Annotated in this window: 20 protein-coding genes; 12 read left to right on the forward strand and 8 right to left on the reverse strand. The window is 41.2% G+C overall.

Annotated features, from left to right (window positions below):
* The first annotated feature begins 44 nt into the window (after nt 1–44).
* From V6E90_RS05095 to V6E90_RS05110, 4 genes are all read left to right on the forward strand, one after another.
* Nucleotides 45–1,823 (forward strand): GspE/PulE family protein, encoded by a 1,779-nt coding sequence (locus V6E90_RS05095; protein WP_032860413.1) that lies wholly within the window; start codon nt 45–47, stop codon nt 1,821–1,823.
* Between the two features lie 88 nt (nt 1,824–1,911).
* On the forward strand, nt 1,912–2,277 hold the full coding sequence (locus tag V6E90_RS05100; RefSeq protein WP_004653936.1) for a NirD/YgiW/YdeI family stress tolerance protein: 366 nt from the start codon (nt 1,912–1,914) through the stop codon (nt 2,275–2,277).
* Between the two features lie 102 nt (nt 2,278–2,379).
* Nucleotides 2,380–3,039, forward strand: a complete 660-nt coding sequence (locus V6E90_RS05105) for a response regulator transcription factor (protein ID WP_065342162.1) — start codon at nt 2,380–2,382, stop codon at nt 3,037–3,039.
* Nucleotides 3,040–3,043: 4 nt separating this feature from the next.
* Complete coding sequence (locus V6E90_RS05110) at nt 3,044–4,381, forward strand: sensor histidine kinase (RefSeq protein WP_332604702.1); 1,338 nt, start codon at nt 3,044–3,046, stop codon at nt 4,379–4,381.
* 79 nt (nt 4,382–4,460) lie between these two features.
* On the opposite strand, the gene hemP is transcribed toward V6E90_RS05110, so the two are convergent.
* Complete coding sequence (gene hemP / locus V6E90_RS05115; protein ID WP_004653932.1) at nt 4,461–4,631, reverse strand: hemin uptake protein HemP; 171 nt, start codon at nt 4,629–4,631, stop codon at nt 4,461–4,463.
* 177 nt (nt 4,632–4,808) lie between these two features.
* On the opposite strand from hemP, the gene V6E90_RS05120 reads away from it, so the two are divergent.
* Nucleotides 4,809–5,720 carry an NUDIX domain-containing protein gene (locus V6E90_RS05120; RefSeq protein WP_065342160.1) on the forward strand — a complete coding sequence of 304 codons (912 nt, stop codon included), beginning with the start codon at nt 4,809–4,811 and terminating at the stop codon, nt 5,718–5,720.
* 2 nt (nt 5,721–5,722) lie between these two features.
* Here the strand turns inward: V6E90_RS05120 and V6E90_RS05125 are convergent, their stop codons facing one another.
* Together V6E90_RS05125 and mrcB are read right to left on the reverse strand one after the other, a co-directional pair.
* Nucleotides 5,723–6,268: a tetratricopeptide repeat protein gene (locus tag V6E90_RS05125; RefSeq protein ID WP_332604703.1), complete on the reverse strand. Its 546-nt coding sequence runs from the start codon at nt 6,266–6,268 to the stop codon at nt 5,723–5,725.
* A gap of 19 nt (nt 6,269–6,287) precedes the next feature.
* Nucleotides 6,288–8,696 (reverse strand): penicillin-binding protein 1B, encoded by a 2,409-nt coding sequence (gene mrcB / locus V6E90_RS05130; protein ID WP_016539849.1) that lies wholly within the window; start codon nt 8,694–8,696, stop codon nt 6,288–6,290.
* Between the two features lie 234 nt (nt 8,697–8,930).
* Between mrcB and V6E90_RS05135 the strand changes: the two genes are divergently transcribed.
* Nucleotides 8,931–9,839 (forward strand): NAD(+) kinase, encoded by a 909-nt coding sequence (locus V6E90_RS05135; protein ID WP_016539850.1) that lies wholly within the window; start codon nt 8,931–8,933, stop codon nt 9,837–9,839.
* A complete protein-coding gene (locus V6E90_RS05140) occupies nt 9,836–10,108 on the forward strand; it encodes a YeaC family protein (RefSeq protein WP_016539851.1) in 273 nt (90 codons plus the stop codon). The genes V6E90_RS05135 and V6E90_RS05140 overlap by 4 nt, the downstream gene beginning before the upstream one ends.
* 91 nt (nt 10,109–10,199) lie before the next feature.
* Here the strand turns inward: V6E90_RS05140 and V6E90_RS05145 are convergent, their stop codons facing one another.
* Both V6E90_RS05145 and V6E90_RS05150 read right to left on the reverse strand, forming a co-directional pair.
* A complete protein-coding gene (locus tag V6E90_RS05145; protein WP_016660304.1) occupies nt 10,200–10,619 on the reverse strand; it encodes a hypothetical protein in 420 nt (139 codons plus the stop codon).
* A 56-nt stretch (nt 10,620–10,675) separates the two neighbouring features.
* Complete coding sequence (locus V6E90_RS05150; RefSeq protein ID WP_332604704.1) at nt 10,676–11,134, reverse strand: tetratricopeptide repeat protein; 459 nt, start codon at nt 11,132–11,134, stop codon at nt 10,676–10,678.
* Nucleotides 11,135–11,431: 297 nt separating this feature from the next.
* On the opposite strand from V6E90_RS05150, the gene V6E90_RS05155 reads away from it, so the two are divergent.
* Entirely contained in the window at nt 11,432–11,842 is a 411-nt protein-coding gene (locus tag V6E90_RS05155; protein WP_332605074.1) for a hypothetical protein, read from the forward strand.
* Between the two features lie 62 nt (nt 11,843–11,904).
* The gene (locus V6E90_RS05160) at nt 11,905–12,414 is read left to right on the forward strand and encodes a hypothetical protein (protein ID WP_023269561.1); all 510 of its coding nucleotides are present in this window, start codon (nt 11,905–11,907) and stop codon (nt 12,412–12,414) included.
* 55 nt (nt 12,415–12,469) lie between these two features.
* Here V6E90_RS05160 and V6E90_RS05165 read toward each other — a convergent pair whose 3' ends face one another.
* Nucleotides 12,470–13,468 carry a glycosyl transferase family protein gene (locus tag V6E90_RS05165; RefSeq protein ID WP_332604705.1) on the reverse strand — a complete coding sequence of 333 codons (999 nt, stop codon included), beginning with the start codon at nt 13,466–13,468 and terminating at the stop codon, nt 12,470–12,472.
* Nucleotides 13,469–13,715: 247 nt separating this feature from the next.
* Between V6E90_RS05165 and V6E90_RS05170 the strand changes: the two genes are divergently transcribed.
* Nucleotides 13,716–14,861, forward strand: coding sequence for an acyl-CoA dehydrogenase family protein (locus V6E90_RS05170; RefSeq protein ID WP_016539856.1), 1,146 nt, complete (start codon nt 13,716–13,718; stop codon nt 14,859–14,861).
* 53 nt (nt 14,862–14,914) lie between these two features.
* Here the strand turns inward: V6E90_RS05170 and V6E90_RS05175 are convergent, their stop codons facing one another.
* Both V6E90_RS05175 and V6E90_RS05180 read right to left on the reverse strand, forming a co-directional pair.
* Nucleotides 14,915–15,541, reverse strand: coding sequence for a hypothetical protein (locus V6E90_RS05175; protein WP_332604706.1), 627 nt, complete (start codon nt 15,539–15,541; stop codon nt 14,915–14,917).
* A 116-nt stretch (nt 15,542–15,657) separates the two neighbouring features.
* Nucleotides 15,658–16,593: an alpha/beta hydrolase gene (locus tag V6E90_RS05180; protein ID WP_332604707.1), complete on the reverse strand. Its 936-nt coding sequence runs from the start codon at nt 16,591–16,593 to the stop codon at nt 15,658–15,660.
* Between the two features lie 191 nt (nt 16,594–16,784).
* Here V6E90_RS05180 and pheA point away from each other — a divergent pair, with 191 nt between their 5' ends.
* Together pheA and V6E90_RS05190 are read left to right on the forward strand one after the other, a co-directional pair.
* The gene (pheA, locus tag V6E90_RS05185; RefSeq protein ID WP_005153565.1) at nt 16,785–17,894 is read left to right on the forward strand and encodes a prephenate dehydratase; all 1,110 of its coding nucleotides are present in this window, start codon (nt 16,785–16,787) and stop codon (nt 17,892–17,894) included.
* A gap of 75 nt (nt 17,895–17,969) precedes the next feature.
* On the forward strand, nt 17,970–20,219 hold the full coding sequence (locus V6E90_RS05190; protein ID WP_332604708.1) for a bifunctional prephenate dehydrogenase/3-phosphoshikimate 1-carboxyvinyltransferase: 2,250 nt from the start codon (nt 17,970–17,972) through the stop codon (nt 20,217–20,219).
* Nucleotides 20,220–20,291 lie beyond the last annotated feature (72 nt).

Consider the following 20,291-nt stretch of genomic DNA (forward strand, 5'->3'; position numbering starts at 1 on the left):
CTTTAAAAAAATAATTGAGTCATATATTTGGGGAACTAACGGTGATACAAGCACAGGCAAAATTTGCAAACTTTTCGTTTACAATTGATGTGACGTGGTGCTTAGAGCAACTACTGAAAGATGGTCGGATTACTGAACGGGATAAGTTACTTATCCAAACCACACATCGTCAGAAAGATCAGTTGAAATGGCATCCTTTGCAGTGGATTGCCAATTTTAATTTAAAAGATCAACTCAATCAGGGTTCTACACTAGCGATGAATCGCTTGTGTCAGTGGTTGGCTGAAAAAGCAGATATTCCTTTATTTGTGATTGATCCGCTCAAAGCAGATGTCGCTGCTCTAACCAGTGTGATGTCACAAGAGTTTGCGGTTAGAAACCATATTTTAGCGGTTGAAGTGCATGCGGATCGGATTTTGATTGGGACGGATCAGCCCTTTACCACCGAATGGCTCAACAACTTGGAGCGGAGTTTAGCACCAAAGAAAATTGAAAAAGTGCTGCTCAATCCCGAACAACTGCAACGTTATCTGGTTGAATATTATCAAGTCAGTCGGGCCGTGAGTTCATCGCAAAATGCCAGTATTTATGATCGAGAAAATAAAGGGGTTGAGGCTTTATTACAGTTAGGCGATACCCAAAACCCAGATGCCAATGATCAGCATATTGTGAAATTGGTGGATTGGGTGCTGCAATTTGCATTCGAGCAAAGTGCCAGTGATATTCATTTGGAGCCAAGGAAAGATAAAGGTAAGGTACGTTTCCGTATAGATGGTGTTTTGCATACGATCTATAACATGCCTGCCAATACACTCACCGCGGTAATTTCACGCATTAAAATCTTGGGCCGTATGAATGTGGCGGAAAAGCGAAAACCGCAAGATGGACGCTTAAAAACGCGTACACCAAAAGGGCAAGAAACAGAATTACGTCTTTCTACCTTACCTACCGCTTTTGGCGAAAAATTAGTAATGCGTATCTTTGACCCAGAAGTGTTGGTCCGTAGTTTCCAGCAGTTAGGCTTTGAAGGGCATTTATTGCAGAGTTGGCAACAACTCACACAGCACAGTCATGGCATTATCTTGGTGACAGGCCCGACAGGTTCAGGTAAAACCACAACGCTGTATTCATCGTTAAAACAACTGGCAACCGAACAGGTTAATGTTTGTACCATTGAAGATCCGATCGAAATGCTGGAACCAAGCTTTAACCAAATGCAGGTGAATCCAAACATTGAATTAGGCTTTGCGGATGGGGTTCGCGCCTTAATGCGTCAAGACCCTGACATTATCATGGTCGGTGAGATTCGTGATCACGATACCGCAAATATGGCGATTCAAGCGGCATTAACAGGTCATTTAGTCCTTTCTACGTTACATACTAATGATGCGCCATCAAGTTTGACTCGTTTGCACGATCTTGGAATCCAGCCCTTTCTTACTGCAGCAACAATTTTAGGGGTATTGGCACAACGTTTGGTACGTCGCCTTTGTCCGCATTGTAAACAGCAAACCGCCATCAATGAACAAGAATGGGAACATCTCACCTTTGACTATATGATGGATATGCCTACGACGATGTATAAAGCGGTTGGGTGTGAAGCGTGTCGTCAGACGGGTTATAAAGGCCGTGTCGGGATCTATGAGTTTATGCCAGTGAGTTTGGAGCTTAAATCACAAATCAGTGCAAACGCTACACTGAATCAATTAAGAGCACAGGCCAAGAAAGAAGGTATTGAACCTTTGCGTATCGCAGGGGCACGTAAAGTTATTGAAGGGGTAACCACTTTGGAAGAGGTTTTACGTGTCGTCCCTCTAAGTTAAACAGAAAATTTTAATCTTCAGATTCACCTCATCTTCATTTGTTTTAATGCCTACATCGAAATGAAGAAGCCAAAATGAGGGTATCAAGATGAACGTTATTTCTAAAGTTGCAGTAATTGCTGGTTTGGTTGGTGTGACAACTTTTGCAGTTGCAAATACAAATGCTGTGAATCAACAGGCGATAGCGCCCACTCAAACGACGACCGTTAAACAAGCATTGACGATGAAAGATGATACGCCAGTGCAATTAAAAGGTTATGTGGTGAAGGCGACTGGCGATGAGAAATATCAGTTTAGCGATCAAACTGGTTCAATCACCGTCGATATTGATGATGATTTATGGCAAGGTAAAGCTGTATCGGCAAAAACACCTGTAACCTTGATTGGTGAAATTGATATTGATTATAAACCAGCCAAACGTGTTGAGGTTGATGTAGATCAAGTTCAATTCTAAGCAAGCTGATGATCTCAAAAGACCACATGACAAGCATGTGGTTTTTTGCTTATGCTTTATTCCCAGAAAAATGTTATAGATCAAAAGAGAGGATTATTTTTTATGCGAATTTTATTGGCTGAAGATGATGCCTCTCAGGCAGAGAGTATTAAAGACTGGTTAGAGATGGATGGCTATAGTGTCGATTGGGTGGAACGTGGTGATCATGCGATCTTGGCGGTCGAACAGCATCAATATGATTGCATCTTATTGGATCGGGGCTTACCACAGGCTACAGGTGACGACATTCTAAAATGCATTCGCCGTCAGGATAGTAAAACTCCAGTTATTTTTATTACAGCCAAAGACCATATTCATGATCGGGTCGAAGGTTTGGATTTGGGCGCCAATGATTATTTGGTGAAACCATTTAATTTAGAGGAACTCTCGGCACGGGTTCGTTCACAATTACGTCAGCATCAAGCTCAAGCGGGACAGTACCTGAATTTTTCCGATTTACAGCTGGACCCACAAGCCAAAACACTGAGCAAAGCAGGGCAGGCCATTAATCTGACCGCGAAAGAATTTCAGATTTTGCATAAACTCATGCAAAAGCCCGATCACATTTTGACACGGGAACAACTGGAAGAATCTTTATATGCATGGGGCGATGAAATTGAAAGCAATGCCATTGAAGTATTTATTTATCAAATTCGAAAGAAAATTGGTGGGCAATATATCAAAACCATCCGTGGTTTAGGCTATCGCATGCATCAGGAATAACAGAATGAAAGTGCTGTCCTTACAAAGCAAACTGGTCAAAACTTCGTTAATCAGCTCCATCGTTGCTGGATGTGTGGCATTGCTTTTATTCGCGGTCATTTCTGTTTACCAAACTATGCAAGTACAAGACGAAATCATGGATGAGATTTCAGATATGCTGCTTATCGCAGATTTAACCAGCCCCTCTGGGCAGCAAATTGATGAGCTCAGTGATCAGTTTGATATTCAATATCGTTTAAGCAATCAGCAGCAAGTGCTCACCCAGTCAGAAGACTTTCAACTCGATCAACAGTATTACAGTTTGATTGAGGCTGCACATGGCGACTACGGCCTGATTTGGCAGAAAGGTCAGCTATGGCGAAGTTATGCGGGTGAAGATGAAAATTCGCATATGCAAGTGTTGATATTGCAACCTTTAGAAGAGCGTTTTCAAGATTTGCTGCATAGCTTTATGGGATATGCACTGGTCTTAATTTTGCTGTGGTCAATGCAGTGGATCATGCTGCATTTCCTGATCAAGCGCCAATTTAGTGTGATTCATCAATTATCAAAACAAATTTCGGCCAAGAATGCGGATGATCTTAGGCCCATCTCCTCTGGTGAAGTTGAGTTAAAAGAATTGCAACCGATGTTGGCTCAGCTCAATCGGCTACTGCAGCGTCTAGATCATTCTTTGCAGGCTGAACAACGTTTTACTGCAGATGCATCGCATGAGTTACGCTCGCCATTGTCCGCAATTCAGATGCGTTTACAGTTGTTGCAACGTAAATATCCAGAACGTACTGCCGATTTTTCACAAATGCAGCAAGACGTGAGTCGTGGAATTCAAACTTTAGAAAATCTATTGTTATTGGCGCGATTAGATCCTGAGCATGCGGAAAACTTACCCAAAACTTATTTTTCGATGCAGGAGATTGTTGAAGAGGCAATACAGGCACTTCACTTATTTGCCAAGGAAAAGCATATCCAGTTGCATTGGCAGGATGTGGCAGATCTGCAAGGTCAGATTCTTGCCAATCAGCAGCTCATCTTTACCTGTGTTCGAAACCTTGTGGATAATGCCATTCGGTATACGCCAGAACATGGACAAGTCTATATCACTTTACAGCAACAGCAGCAATATTTGGCTTTGATTGTAGAAAATGAAGGGCAAGGGATGGGTACAGAAAGTTTGGCACGTTTGGGTGAGCGTTTTTATCGGGCTTTGGGAAGCAAAACACAAGGTTCTGGTTTGGGTTTATCTATTTGTAAAAAAATTATTGAACTTCATCATGGGGAAATTGAGTTCGCACTGTCTCAACATGGTGGTCTAAAAGTCAGCATACGTTTTAAATGTTTGTAATTTAAACACATTAAAAAAGCAGTATGCGCTGACATACTGCTATTCCCACGTTTTTTATTGTTGTGCGATTATTATTATATTACTTCGTTAAAATCAGACGATTATTACGGGTTAAACGTAAACGATACTCCTCACCAGCATGCATGATGCGGATTTCGCGACCTAAGGCAAAAAGGTTATTTGAATGCAACATTGGCAATGATTGAGCTGCATCAGTACTGCGGGTAAATAGGCTAAATGGTGCGTTCATTTGTTATGCTCCGTGGTGTGTTTTTTAATGTTTTAAATGATAATCATTATCGAATAGACCTGTCAACGGAAATTTTAAGAATTTACAAAATCGTCTATTATTTTTATTTTTTGACATGGGAAAGCGATTATAAATTACTTAAAATAAAACTGAAAAGATGAGAGATTTTAGTCTGTTATGACCAAAGCTACGGTTGATGTTGCGATCGCAATTTTATTACATAAAAGCAAAGTATTGGTAGGTTGGAGACAAGCCAGTCAGCACCAAGGCAATAAACATGAATTTCCAGGTGGAAAAGTTGAACAAGGGGAAAGCCCTGAGCAGGCTTGTCGCCGTGAAATTTATGAAGAAGTTGGTATTGGTTTAAAAGAGTGGCATGCTTTTGATCTGATTCATCATGAATATGATGATCTCATTGTCAATTTGCATTTATTCCATGCTTATGTACCTGATGAATTATTAGGGCTTATTCATCAACCGTGGGCTTGGTATAGCCGAGATCAATTGGCAAATTTAAATTTCCCTAAAGCCAATGCTGCAATTTTAGAGCGCTTAAGTTGGTCGCATTTGATTCAAATTAGTGACCAACTTGCTCAAATATCACAACAGCATGCTTTGTTTTATTGGCGTACATCTTTAGAAGATCAAGCACAGATTGAATCACAATTGCAGCGATTAAGCGATGCAGAATATTCGCGGCTGGTTGTCAATTATGCGCTTTGGCAGCAATTGAGTAACGACCTACAAGCAAAAATTCAAACCATCCACCTGAAGCAATCACAATTGATGCATTTAAACAAAGCTGAATTGATCGTAGGGAAACGTTTTATTGCGGCCTGTCATGATGCAGTGTCATTACAGCATGCACACCAGATTGGCTGTGATGCGGTCTTTTTGAGTCCTGTACATGCAACCGCCACACATCCTGAAGCACAGGGCTTAGGTTGGCACAGTTTTGCAGAACTGGCACAAAACAGTGATATTCCTGTATTTGCCTTAGGTGGTGTTGCACCAGCAGATTTAGAACAAGCCCAAAAACATCATGCTTATGGGCTTGCTGGAATTCGTCAATTTATTTCAGCTGACTAAAGTCAAAGTGCCTGAATGGCTTTACGCGCTTCTTGAGCCTTAACGGTATGGCCACGGGCTTCACTGGCTTTCAGGATAATCAACCAGAACTGTTTCTTCATGGCATTGCTTTGTGCATAACTTAAGCCACGACGTGCCAATGCTTCGGCATTGGCATATTCTTTGCGCTGATCGGCGATCATGGCCAAATACAAATAGGTTTCAGTCGCTTGCGGTGCAATCCGTTGTGCTTGAAGGGCATAACGTTCAGCTTCCGCCAATTGCTGTTGTTTATAAGCGACTTGTGTTTTTTGCATTAAGGTTTTAAATGCGGGCAGTTGACTGCCATCATTAAACTTTTGCTGAACTTTTTGCTGCGGCACCACCACAGGCACACTTTGGCGCTTAATCTCTTTTTGTTCATAAGGCGTAATTTTCACCCCAGAAGAAGGTTCAGTCACTTTCTTAGGCGGGTGAGCTGGTGTTGTTTTGGTCGGCGTTTTTTCAGGCGCTGTGGTACAGCCTGCAAGTAGCAACATACCAACCAAGACTGCAGTTTTCTTCATCATATCCAATTATCCTTTTGACTTAGTTGTCACCGCTATAGCTGCCGCTCGAAATAACGCGGCTGGGTTGGCGATTGGATAAATCTGTATCCATTTGGTTTTCACTTTCACGAATATAGTTGCTGATACCGTCATTATGATCATCGGCAGGGGTTTCTTCGGACTGTGGAATATAGGTAGGTTCTACTTCGTAATGAGATTGTCCACAAAGGGTTGCACGACGGGGTACAGTTTGACGTAATAATGGAATATACAACGCTCCATCACAGCCTTGCGCTGATAAGTCACCCGTTGCACTATCAATCCATTGCCATTGAACATTGTCGGTTTGACGTAGGTTCACAGGTTCTTGGCGTAATTGACGCATCACATTGGTCCAAACGGGTAATGCACCTGAAGAACCTGTTAAGCCCGTCACTTTATTGTCATCCAGACCTAACCACACCACTGCAACGTGATTGCCTGAATAGCCAGCAAACCATGAGTCACGCGTATCATTTGTTGTGCCTGACTTACCTGCTAAATTCAATGATTCAGGTAAGCTGTTATAAGCAGAGCGACCTGTACCAGAACGCATCACTTGCTGTAAACCATAGTTAAGAATGTAGGCCGCAGCAGGATCAATAGTCTGTTGAACATTTAAGCCATAACGATCTAATAAATGTCCTTTGGCATCGACCACAGTACGAATCGAGCGTGGTGGATACTTGAAGCCACCAGTCGCAAAATTGCCGTAAATGCTTAAAACTTCCATCGGCGACATATTTACGGCACCAAGGTAAATCGAAGGGTAGGCAGGAATGTCTGAACTTACGCCAAACTGCCTTAATTTATTGCTGAACGCGGATAAACCAAACTCATTGGCTAAACGTACGGTCGAAAGGTTATACGAGTTGGCCAATGCTTGTTGCATCGGAACAACACCATGTTCACCACCACTATAGTTTTTCGGTGTCCAGCTCTTATCCCCATCAATTGGAATATTCACTGCACTATCTTCAATCGGGCTTGCCCAAGTATAGCGGCCAGATTCAATCGCATTTAAGTAGATGATCGGTTTTAACAGAGAGCCGACTTGACGCTTGGCATCCAGTGCACGGTTAAAACCAGTAAAGTCTTGAGTTGAACCGACGGCAGCGACTAATTCACCATTTTCAGGATGTGCAACCAGAACAGCGCCTTGCAAGTTTTTCAAACGGGCAGGGTTGGCTTTGGCTAAACGATCCACAGTGCTCTTAAAGGCATTTTGGACTTGGGTTTGTGCAATCGGATCCAGTGTGGTAAAGATTCTTAGACCTTGATTGGTGATATCACTTTCTTGATATTCAGTGCGAAGTTGACGACGCACGATATCAAGGAAATCTGGGAATTTTGCAGGGCCTAAGGTTGGTTTACTCACCACATTTAAAGGGCGGGCAATTTCGTCTTGGTATTCAGCTTCGGTTAAGTAACCCATGACTTTCATGTTGTTTAATACAACATCACGGCGTTTTTTGGCTGATTCTGGATTACGCCAAGGGTTATATAAAGAAGGACCTTGAACCAGGCCAACTAAATATGCCTGTTGTGAGATATTCAGTTCACGTAACGGTAAGCCAAAGTAAAATTGTGATGCCAAACCGTAGCCATTGATTGAATAGCTGCCGTTTTGTCCCAAGTTTACTTCATTGAGATACGCTTCCAGAATTTCATCTTTGCTGTAATGCAATTCAATCAGTAGAGCCATTAGGGCTTCATTGACTTTACGTTTTAACGTTTTCTCTGGAGAGAGATAGAAGTTTTTAACCAGCTGTTGCGTTAAGGTTGAACCACCTTGACGGCGACCACCGGTGGCGTTACTGACCAAAGCACGTGCCGTACCTCGGATTGAAATACCATGATGGTGATAGAAGTTACGGTCTTCGGTTGAAATTAATGCTTCAATCAGGGTTTTTGGTACTTTATTCAGTTTAATGAGGACACGGTCTTCATTATGCTGTGGGTAAATACCGCCAATCAATAAAGGTTCTAAACGTGCAATTCCTGTATTCGAAGGTTTAGTCGAGCGAATTTCGCTAACTTGACCATTCATAAAGGCAAGTTCGAGTACTTGTTCAGGCTCGGTGCTGTCACCATAGTCAAAACCACGAGTATGCACATACAGTTTGTTACCCTGTACCACATAACTACCTGACTTATCGTAATTCGCCGTGTTTTTATAACCCAGTAATTTTAACTCTTGGGTAAAATTCTCTTGGGTAATCGGTGCATTAGAATAGATTTCTAATGGGCGAGCGAACACCTTGGCAGGAATGTCCCAACGCTGACCTTCAAACTTGTCACGAATAATATTATCCAAGCGGATCAGATAGATACTAAAAGCAACAAAGACACCTATCACTAACATTGAGAAAATGAGTGCTAGAAAACCAATACCACGTTCAAACTTCATAGATTTGCGTTAAAACCAAAACAATGTCGGTAATGATGCGATAGCTTATTGTCATTTTGCAATCATAAAACTGTGAATAAATAGCAACATGCAATAAAAAGTTTAAGAATGTGTTGACATTAATCGTATAAAAAAACAACGGATAGACATTTTTATACTTTTTAATCAATCATCAACGCAACATTGGTTGTTAATGATATGATAGTCAGTAATCGCGACGGAGCTGAATTATTCGTGCAAATTTCACATAAATCCTTTCGAAATATTGGTCTAATTGGACGACCAGACAAATATTCTGTAGTAGAAACGTTATGTTTAATTCATGATCATCTGATCACTTTAGGCTTAAACCCCGTTTTTGATCAGGAAACAGCCAAACTGGTGCCTTATAGTCATGGGCAGACCGTTAGCCGAAATTTGCTTGGGGAAGTGGTCGATTTAGTTGTGGTCGTTGGTGGGGATGGTTCATTATTGCATGCTGCACGTGCGTTGGTTCGACACAATACCCCAGTCATCGGCATCAACCGTGGTCGACTGGGCTTCTTGACCGATATTAAGCCAGCAGAGGCTATTTTTAAGCTTGATCAGGTCTTGCAAGGTCAGTTTCAATTGGATCGCCGTTTCTTATTGGAAATGGAAGTCAGAACCAATGGTGAAACGATTTATGATGCGATTGCATTGAATGATGTGGTGCTACATTCGGGCAAATCGGTCCATATGATCGATTTTGAACTGAATATTGATGGACAATATGTCTATCGTCAGCATAGTGATGGTTTGATTGTTTCGACGCCAACGGGTTCAACCGCATATTCACTGTCAGGTGGTGGGCCAATTTTGCATCCGAGTATGGATGCGATTGCACTAGTTCCAATGCATCCGCATACGTTGTCATCACGACCAATCGTAGTCGGTGGGCAAAGTGAGGTGAAGATTACCATTCGGGAAAACCGTGTTTTGCCGATGGTCAGCGCCGATGGTCAACATAGTGTTGCATTAAATGTCGGTGATACTGTGCATATTCGCAAACATCCGTTTAAACTAAGCTTATTACATCCACCCGGTTATGACTTCTATATGGCATGTCGTACCAAATTGGGGTGGAATCAAGATTTTGAATCTTTTCAACAGGATGACTCATGAATATTGAACAAATGCTCGCTATTTTAAATCCTGAAATTGTTGAGCGTCTTCGTACTGCTGTTGAAATTGGTAAATGGCCAAATGGTATTGCATTGACCAAAGAGCAGCGTGAAATTTGTATGCAAGCGGTATATGCATGGGAAATGGAACATTTGCCAAAAGAACAGCGTAGTGGTTATATCGACCGTGGTACTAAAGAGGAAGGCGAAGAGTGTGATGATGATCATCACAAACACGAGCCTGAATTTAAGCCAATTCGTTTTGTTTAATACGACTGGAATGAATAAAAATGCTCCTATGGAGCATTTTTATTGCGTATGAAAATTTAGCAAGATTTTAGTTATAAAATGAATAAACTGGTTATTCAAGATTATGGTACTCCTCAAAGCAAGAGACTAGTTTTAAATTCTCAAGAAGATCAGGGTATTGCTTTCTTATAAGTTCAAGGCATTTAGGATTTGCAGTAACGACAATTAAAGGGTCACGAGGATAGGTGAGGAACATTGGATAATTCTGAATAAGCCGATAAATTGCTTGTTCCAGTTTGATGTCACCGCATGGTTTATAAATTGTGATACTTTCCACCGTACTATTATTTTCATGAAAGTTTATCGAAAAATGACATTCATTATTCAGGATTAGATTTTGAAATTGTGTGTTGCCATAATTTAAAAGATAATAATTGTGTTCTATTTCTACCCAATAGGGACTAAAGATATTTAAGAGATCATCTTTGCTCGCTGACTCATCCATTGCGATAATAAAATACTCGATTCCCATCTTTTTCCTCGTTAATATTTTTTCTCTATGCTGTTGAGATTGGAAAAGGGTTAATTTTATCGTATTAACTCTTCTAACTCGATTTGGGCTTGGGTTGAATGATTTTGAGCAGCTTTGTTTAACCAATATTTCGCTTTTTGGGGATTCGCTTTCAAAAAATCATCCCCATCTTGATACCACAAACCTAATGCAAATTGTGCTTGAGATAAATTGTTATATGCTGATTTTTCTAGATATTTAAAAGCAAGCTGCTGATTAATATTGGTTCCTTCGCCTTCAAGGTACATCATCGCAAGTACATATTGAGCTTCTGCATGGTTTTTCTCTGCAGCCAAAAGATAATATTTGAGTGCTAATTTATCATCCATTGGGAAACCATTTCTCCCCATGTAATATGAATTTGCAATATAAACTTGGGCTGCGGTGTTGCCCTGATTGGCACGTTCTAATTGATTGGATACGGTTTGTGTGAGGTCATTTTGTGCGTATGCTGAAGGGTAGCTGAATAGTGTCATGGCTAAGACCATACTGATATAAAATGGTTGCTTAAAACGATTTTTTCTATATTTAGAGATTGTTTTTTTTATATTGCTTGTTTGAGAGTTTTGATCCAACATTTATTCTCACTTTATCTGTTTAACAGATATATCGTATTGCGAACTATAAAATTAATTTGGATAGTGTTTACTATTCAGTTCAATAATAACAGCTCATTCAATAAATTTTGTTAGAAAGACGTATAATGGTAAAGCAGTTGCACCAACAGGCTAGCAATGGAAAATAGTCATGACGATATTTGGATGAGAAAAATAATGAATAGGACTTATCTTAAAATCGCTTTAACTGCACTTGTTATATTTAATACAAGCATAATTTTTGCCAAACAGCCCATTGAATGCCGCCTTAAAGTAAATGTTGTAGCTAGTCAAAAATATAGTTCGCCACGAACGAAATATACAACTATCAAGAATGATGGTTATCCTATGTTATTGATTGGGATTCAGGTGATAGAGGCGCAAACTATGCAGAACTCCCAAAAGATTAAAGCGCATGATGCATATTGTAAGACCTTTATAGGTCAACAACGAGATGCTTATCTGTCTGGTCCTTATGACGTCAATAAGATTACAATTAAAATAGGTGATCAATTGAGCCTAAGAAATATTCATTCTTCAGGGCAGGAATATCCGTTTTGGCCAGATTTTTATTATGTTGAAGATTAAGATTTTTAAATGGTCTATTGTATTGTAGCTAAAATATACGGGTTTCTAGAGTTAAGCAAAAAGTGAAACGTGAGATTGGTCAATTGATGCTTAAGCTGATCGTACTATTCAGTTTTGTTCTTGCAGGATGTAGTTATCCTTCAAATGAAAAGAGTAAAATAGTTCAAAATGTCCAGTTAGGAAAAATGACCTATTCTCGACTTGATGGGATTAGTGGGGACTTGTTCAGTTTTGAGATGATGACGAAGAATAACTTAAACGATTTGTATCTTAAGGAAAACTATAAATATTCACATTTTAAATGCAAGCCAATACAAGATTATGTCGTCATAGGCTCCGTTTCGATTGATGAGGGGCGTGTTGAACATGGGATGTATATTTCAGCGGGTTCTTTTAAAGTCTGTGAAGATGAGGCAATGAATATCTGCCTCAGAAAGAAGCAGATTGAGGCGTTATTAACAGATAATCTTTCTTGCCGGCTTGTTATGGGGGGGCTGTTCAGAAAAAGTAAAGTTGTTGCAGATACTATCGTTATCACTAAAGCTGCGATGCTTGAATCTAAAGTTCGATAGAGCAATATATTGTAAAGATCATGGCGATTTCTTTGACTTGAAATCGCCATTTGGCTTAGTTTAGACGCTTTTCCCATAGCGCTTTGGCTTTATCCATTGCTTCATCATAGCTATTGACTACACCCATGGTATACAACGCGATTCCCATGGTTTCGATCACCGCCATTTCTCCATATTCATGTTTCTGCTCACCCAGCCAAACCGCTTTAAACACAGCTAGATCAAGCTCTTCTTCAATTGGGCTACGGTCAGGGGTCAATTTAGGCAGTTCGTGTTCGTACAACTCACCATTTTTAATGCCACAAATTAAGGTTTTGGCATCAGGATTACGTTCAAACTCACCACCTTCACCTTTAATCACGGCACTGTTCTGATAACCTAAACGGAATGCGGTCTGTTGATGTGAAGTGCGATAAGCTGGATGGAAGATTGCTTGTAAGGTCGCTTTGGCATTAAATGGATTAATCAGGCGTGCCAAGGTGTGGATTGGGGAACGCAACCCCATTACATTTCGTAGCGAGATTAATTCACTTAGAATCGGTGAGATTGCTTCAAGAGGGAGGTAAGCAAAGTTGTGCTGTTCAAGTTGTTCACGGACATCTTGTTGATTTTGACAAATTGAATAGCCCAAATATTGTAAAACTTGTTCGGTATAGACACGGTTAATGGTATGCCCCGATGCACCATGCATCACAATTTTGTAACCATGATGCGCTAAAGTCAGCGCTGCCAATAAGAACCATGGGTAGTGTTTACGCTTGCCTGCATACGAGGACCAATCAAGATCGACATCAAGTGGCTGAAAATTGAGTTGATCACGGGTGGCTTGGACAAAACCCGCTAATTCATCGACAGACTCTTCTTTAACACGTAACAGCATCAAGAATGCACCCAACTGCACATCAAGTACTTCGTCTTTTAAAATCATGCTAAAAGCTTGATAGGCTTCTTCATAACTAAGCGAACGAGAACCTGTTTTGCCCTTACCTAAAATACGAACATACTGAGCAAAGGGATGTTCTGCGGTTTTATAGATATTACGTTTTGTGTTCATGGTCGTATTGAAGATTGTCACAAAGAATAAAATGAATATGACATAAAATTGGGCGGCGTAGCATAAAAAAACCAACACGCTGTTTAATCAATAAGCAATTGTGGTTTAGAGATTGGCGATGCAAACAAAATTATTGACCGAATCAGTCTAGTGATTTGATGTAAACGGGACATGACATCCCATCTAAAAGTTATTAGCATGACTGCGAACAAATTTTTAAGAACAATGAAAGCGAAAGGAAATAATGATGTTAGCTTATGATTCAGATTTGGAACTCTTCCGCGATAACTTTAAACGCTTTATGAGCGAGCAGATTGCACCGCATTATGAGCAATGGGAACGTGAAGGGATTATGCCGCGTTCAGTCTGGAACGCATTGGGCGAAAATGGATTCTTATGTGTCGATGTTCCAGAAGAATATGGTGGTTACGGTGTACCAACGCATTATTCACTCATGTTGGTTGAAGAGTCTGCGCGTGCAGGCTACTGTGCATTATCCACCGCGATTTCATGTCATTCTGAAATTGCTGCGCCGTACATCCAGCACATTGCGACAGAAGAACAAAAACAGTACTGGTTACCCAAAATGGTATCGGGTGAAGTGGTTGGTGCCATTGGTATGACTGAACCGGGTGCTGGCTCGGACTTACAAGCAATGCGGACCAGCGCCATCCTGCAAGATGATCACTATCTGTTAAATGGTTCAAAAACTTTTATTTCCAATGGTCAGCATGCAGATCTTGTGGTTCTGGCAGTAAAAACTGATCCACAAGCGCGTGCCAAAGGTGTGTCACTCATGTTGGTTGACACACATTTAGAGGGCTTTAAAAAGGGTACTAACCTCGACAAAATTGGTTTGCATTCACAAGATACTTCAGAGCTGTTCTTTGATAATGTCAAAGTACCGAAAGATCAATTATTGGGTCAAGCAGGGCAAGGCTTTGCTTACTTGATGCAAGAGCTTCCGCGTGAGCGTACCGCGATTGCGTCTACTGCATTGGGCGCAATCCGTGGTGCAATTGATTTAGCAACAGCATATGTAAAAGAACGTCAGGCCTTTGGTCAGGCAATTTCACAATTCCAAAATACACGTTTTGTCTTGGCGCAAGCGAAGATTGATGAGTTGGCAACAGCCGCTTTTTATAACCAAAACGTAGCTTTATATAATGAAGGCAAGTTGGATGTGGAAACGGCTGCCGCATTGAAGAGCTTTAGTACCGATATGCAAATGAAAGTAGCCGATAACTTGCTGCAATTATTTGGTGGCTACGGTTATATGACTGAATATCCAATTTCACGTTTCTTTGTTGATGCGCGTATTCAACGTATCTATGGCGGTACCAATGAAATCATGAAAGAAATCGTGGCGCGTGGCATTATCGGTAAAGCTTAATCCGTATTTATCGAGTCAAACAGCCTGCTTTCGAGCAGGCTGTTTTGTTTTCACTATTTGCTTGATCGTTGGATGACAGGGTAGCTCTGTTGTTTAGGTAATTGTTGCAAGGCTTGATTGATCTTGCGTAGAAACTCATCGGCTTCGTCTTGCCGAAAACTGTCTTCCGTATATGCACTACGTTGTTGAATATTAATTCCACAGCCGCGTATCTCCATATTAGATGGATTAAATGTCCAATCATTTGGGTTTTTTAAGTAAATGCTTAAATCGCTTTCACAACTTTTCCATAAATTTAGAAATGCATTCGATTGTTCTGATTTAAAGCCTCTTGCTGGATAGACAAAAAAACCCTTCATTGCGGGATCGATATATTGAATAAATTGCTCAACGGGCATACCGCCCCAAAGGATGGCGGTATTTTCAGGAAGGGCGATGCCTGTTAGGTTTTGTTCTTTTAAAGTATGAGTTTGCTGATGGGTCTGTCTAAAGTGTTGTGATTGATAGGTGAGCTTGGTTTGAGGGGGGATCGGAATTCCCCGAGCTTGACTGCTCACTGGGCTGATAAAGTAAGGTGAGCGATCAGTACCATTGCAACCCGCAATCATGGGGCAACCGCTACATGCGCTTAAACCGATACTGATCAAGCTTAATAAAGCTAAGCCGAAAATCTTATTCATTGTATTTACTGTTGTTATGACATCTTCAGACAGTATAACCAATCTATGCTACTGAAAGGTTCAAATTTAAGCGGAGAGAATCGTCCGCTTAAATGTAGCGGTGTTTATTCAGGATTTTATGGTGTTGGTTCATCAAAGAGATTTGAACAACTTTGCGGTTGACAACCTGCCAACATAATCGCTTTCGGTAAGCTAGCATACATATTGGTGAGATGCTGCTCAGCAGGATGTCGATAATTCCAGAACAAGAAATGCGGTGAACGTTGCTGATTAAAAATTTGGTAAAAATCATTCTGCTTTTGTAAGGATTCAGCATCTGGTGTTGGGCTACGACCATGCTCATGTGTACCCACTGTGGTCATCAGCATAAGATCTTGAGTTTTATTTTGGTTCTTTAACCAATCTGTCTGACGGTTTAATAGGGCATAGTTGTCAAACCAGAGTGAAGGGCTGGCAGCGATATAACGTTGGAACATTTGTGGTTGGCTAAAGAAAGTATGTAAAACAAACAGTCCGCCAAAGGAATGTCCAAACAAGCTTTGTTGCTGTGGATTGACTTTGATTTTTGCATGAACGGCAGGTTTCAGCTCTTTTTCTATAAATTGAATGAATTGGTCTGCACCACCATAGCTGTACTTGGCTTGTTTTTGAAATTCAGCCGATGCTTTAGGTGTGTAATCTAAAGCCCGTTTTTCTACATCAAAAGTACTTTGTTTGGGATATCCAATAGCAACAATGGCGACAGGACTCAAACCCAAGCGATTGGCACCACCACCCACTGATTTAGCAATATTGGCAGCACTCTCAAAAGCAGCATTACCATCCAATACATACAGAATTGGAAAACCTTGCTTTGGAGCTTCACCAGCAGGAACAGAGATCTGAATCAGATAATCATGTTTTGTATATTTAGATGCGATTACAAAGCTTTGTTGAATATTGGTTTGTGATTTGAGAGGTGCTTTATTTGAACTAGAGGTGTTGGGCTGAGCAAAAGCCAAGGGTGTAGCCATGAGCAGAGCAAAAGTCAAAATACCAAGTCGTTTAAACATAATTTATTCGCAAGCAGTGAAATTTTGCTAGCAATATATAATGAAAATCATTATCAATAAAGTTTGGTAATAAAAAGAGTTAAAACTCAGCGTGTTTAATAGCTTAAAGTGTTGCTATACTAGCTCGGATAATCAATTCACAGATGAATTGTAATCCATTCTTATAGATGATTTTGCTGAGGCTGCATTCAATGGTAAACGATGGACAAAACACATCGAATTCACTTAATTTAGACCAAATTCGTAACGATATTGATAGTGTTGATCAACAAATCCAAGAGTTACTCAACCGCCGTGCCACGCTTGCAGAAGCGGTAGCCAAAGCGAAATTTGCATCCGAAGAAAATCCGCTGTTTTATCGCCCTGAACGTGAAGCGCAAGTGCTACGGAAAGTGATGGAGCGTAATCAAGGGCCTTTGTCTGATGCAACCATGGCGCGTTTGTTCCGTGAAATCATGTCAGCATGTTTGGCACTTGAAGCACCACAAAGTATCGCATTCCTTGGGCCTGAAGGCACTTATACCCATTCCGCTGTATTAAAGCATTTCGGTAAAGATGCGGTTGTGCGTCCATTACCAACCATTGATGAAGTATTCCGTGAAGTTGAAGCGGGCAGCGCACATTATGGTGTAGTTCCAGTAGAGAACTCATCAGAAGGGATTGTCAACCATACCCTAGATTGCTTTAAATCATCGACAGTCAATGTGATTGGTGAAGTTGAGCTGCGTATCCATCACCAGTTCCTTGTATCTGAAAATACCCGTAAAGACAGCATTAAGCAGATTTATGCACACCAGCAAACCTTGGCACAATGCCGTAAATGGTTAGATGCACACTATCCAGGGGTTGAGCGTGTTGCACTGAACTCAAATGCAGAAGCGGCGCGCCGTATTCGTAATGAATGGCACTCAGCAGCGATTGCATCTGATATTGCAGCAAGCATGTACAACCTTGAGATTTTACATAGCAATATTGAAGATAACCCTGAAAATACCACACGTTTCCTTGTGATTGGTCGTGAGAAGATTCCTCAAAGCGGGAATGATAAAACTTCGCTACTCATCTCTGCGCATGATCGTGCCGGTGCTTTACTGGAAATTCTTGCGCCATTTGCCAAGCATCAAATCAGCTTGACCAGTATTGAAACGCGTCCTGCCTTACCTGAGAAATGGGCTTATGTGTTCTTTATTGATTTAGAAGGACATATCGGTCAGGAAAATGTTGCAGCGGCATTGGAAGAAATCCGTCCAATGGTGAAAGAGTTACGTGTCCTCGGTTCGTATCCAATCGCTGTTTTATAATCCCGTTTTATCGTATGGATAGATGACTTCGGTATCTATCCATATCAAAGTCGTCTCATTAGGCAAATATGTTTTATGTCTCAACCATTATTTAAGAAAGTTGCATTTATTGGGCTTGGACTGATTGGATCGAGTCTTGCTCGTGTGATTGTGGCAGAACAACTTGCAGCTCAAATTGTGGCTTCAACACGCTCAAAAAAAACATTAGAAGATGCTAAGGCACTCGGTCTTATTCAACACGGTTATGCAACACCTGAAGAAGCAGTTCGGGATGCAGATTTAATTGTTTTAGCACTGCCTGTTCGTGCGACACAAAAAGTGCTGGAACAGATCAAGCCTTATCTTGCAGACAATGTCATTATTACCGATGTGGGTAGTACCAAAGGTAATGTCGTTGAAGCAGCAAAAGCAGTATTTGGTGAAAATCTACCAGTCGGTTTTGTACCAGGTCATCCGATTGCGGGTGCTGAACATACTGGTGTACATGCAGGAAAAGTTGACTTATTTGTCAATCATAAAGTGATTTTGACACCACTTCCGACCAGTGCTGATTGGGCTGTTGAAAAACTGATTCAACTTTGGTCTGCGGCAAAAGCCGAAGTGATTTGCATGGATGTCACTAAGCACGATGAAGTATTGGCACATACCAGTCATTTACCACATTTGATGGCATTCAATCTGGTCGAACAACTGGCAAATCGTGAAGATAATTTAGATATTTTTCGCTATGCTGCTGGAGGTTTTCGTGACTTCTCTCGGATTGCAGCCAGTGATCCACAGATGTGGCATGACATTTTCTTTGCCAATAAAACCGCAATTTTGAATGCTGTTGAGGGCTTTGAACAGCAATTGTCAGTTTTAAAGAAATTGATTGAACAGGAAGATTCGCAAGCGTTGATGGGACTGCTCGGGCATGCTCAAGCAGCACGTCAGCACTTTAACCATATGTTGGCCAAAAAACCTTTGATGGAGAAAAACAAGGTGACACAGCAATTTACCATTTTACCGGGAAAGAAAACATTTACAGGTAAATTCACCGTACCGGGTGACAAATCTGTGTCACATCGCTCCATTATGTTTGGTGCGATTGCCGAAGGCACAACGCATGTGACAGGCTTCTTGGAAGGGGAAGATGCACTTGCAACTTTGCAGGCTTTCCGTGATATGGGTGTGAGCATTGAAGGACCGAAGAATGGTGAAGTCACTATTCATGGTGTAGGCATGCAAGGCTTAAAAGCGCCAGCAAGCGCTTTGTATATGGGTAACTCAGGGACTAGTATGCGTTTGCTGTCAGGCATGTTGTCTGCACAGAAGTTTGATTCAGTGATGACCGGTGATGCATCGTTGTCTAAACGTCCAATGGAACGTATTGCTAAACCACTTCGTGAAATGGGTGCACAAATCCAAACTACGGGTGAGAAAGGTACACCACCCGTCAGTATCACAGGTAGCCAAGCCCTTAAAGGGATTCAATACGATTTACCCATGGCATCTGCTCAAGTGAAATCAGGTATTTTATTGGCGGGTTTATGGGCTGCGGGTGAAACTTCGGTGACTGAGCCAGAACCAACCCGTGACCATACTGAGCGTATGTTGCGTGCTTTTGGTTATGATGTGAAAACCGAGGGCAATAAAATCTCGCTTGTGGGGGGCGGCAAATTAGTCGGTACTGATATTCAAGTGCCTTCTGATATTTCATCTGCTGCATTCTTTATGGTCGGTGCTGCAATTACTGAAGGTGCAGATGTCATTCTTGAAGCGGTTGGGATCAATCCAACGCGTACAGGTGTAATTGAAATTCTTAAGCAAATGGGTGCTGATCTAACTGTAGAAAATGAACGTATTGCAGGTGGTGAACCTATTGCAGATATTCATATCAAAGGTTCTCGTACACTAAAAGGCATTCATATGCCTGAAGATCAAGTGCCGTTAGCAATTGATGAATTCCCAGCATTATTCATAGCGGCTGCTTGTGCAGAAGGCCAAACGGTTCTGACTGGTGCTGCTGAGCTACGTGTTAAAGAATCTGACCGTATCCAAGTGATGGCAGATGGTTTAAAAACTATGGGCATTGACTGTACTCCAACCGACGATGGCATCATCATTGAAGGTAAGGGTAAGTCTGGTGACTGGTCAGCCATTTTCACTGGTGGTGAAATTGAATCACATCATGACCATCGTATTGCCATGAGTTTCAGTATGGCGGGTTTACGTACTTCAGGTAATATCACCATTCATGGTACAGAAACTGTGGCAACCAGTTTCCCAACCTTCACCGAACTTGCAAATACAGCAGGTTTGGATTTACAGGTTGTGAATCCATAAGCTGATCTGGAAAGGCAGTGTTTAGCTTGATTAATTAAGTTAAATGCTGCTTTTTTTATAAGCATATTCATA

Source organism: Acinetobacter sp. ESBL14 (assembly GCF_036668815.1).
GTDB lineage: Bacteria > Pseudomonadota > Gammaproteobacteria > Pseudomonadales > Moraxellaceae > Acinetobacter > Acinetobacter gyllenbergii.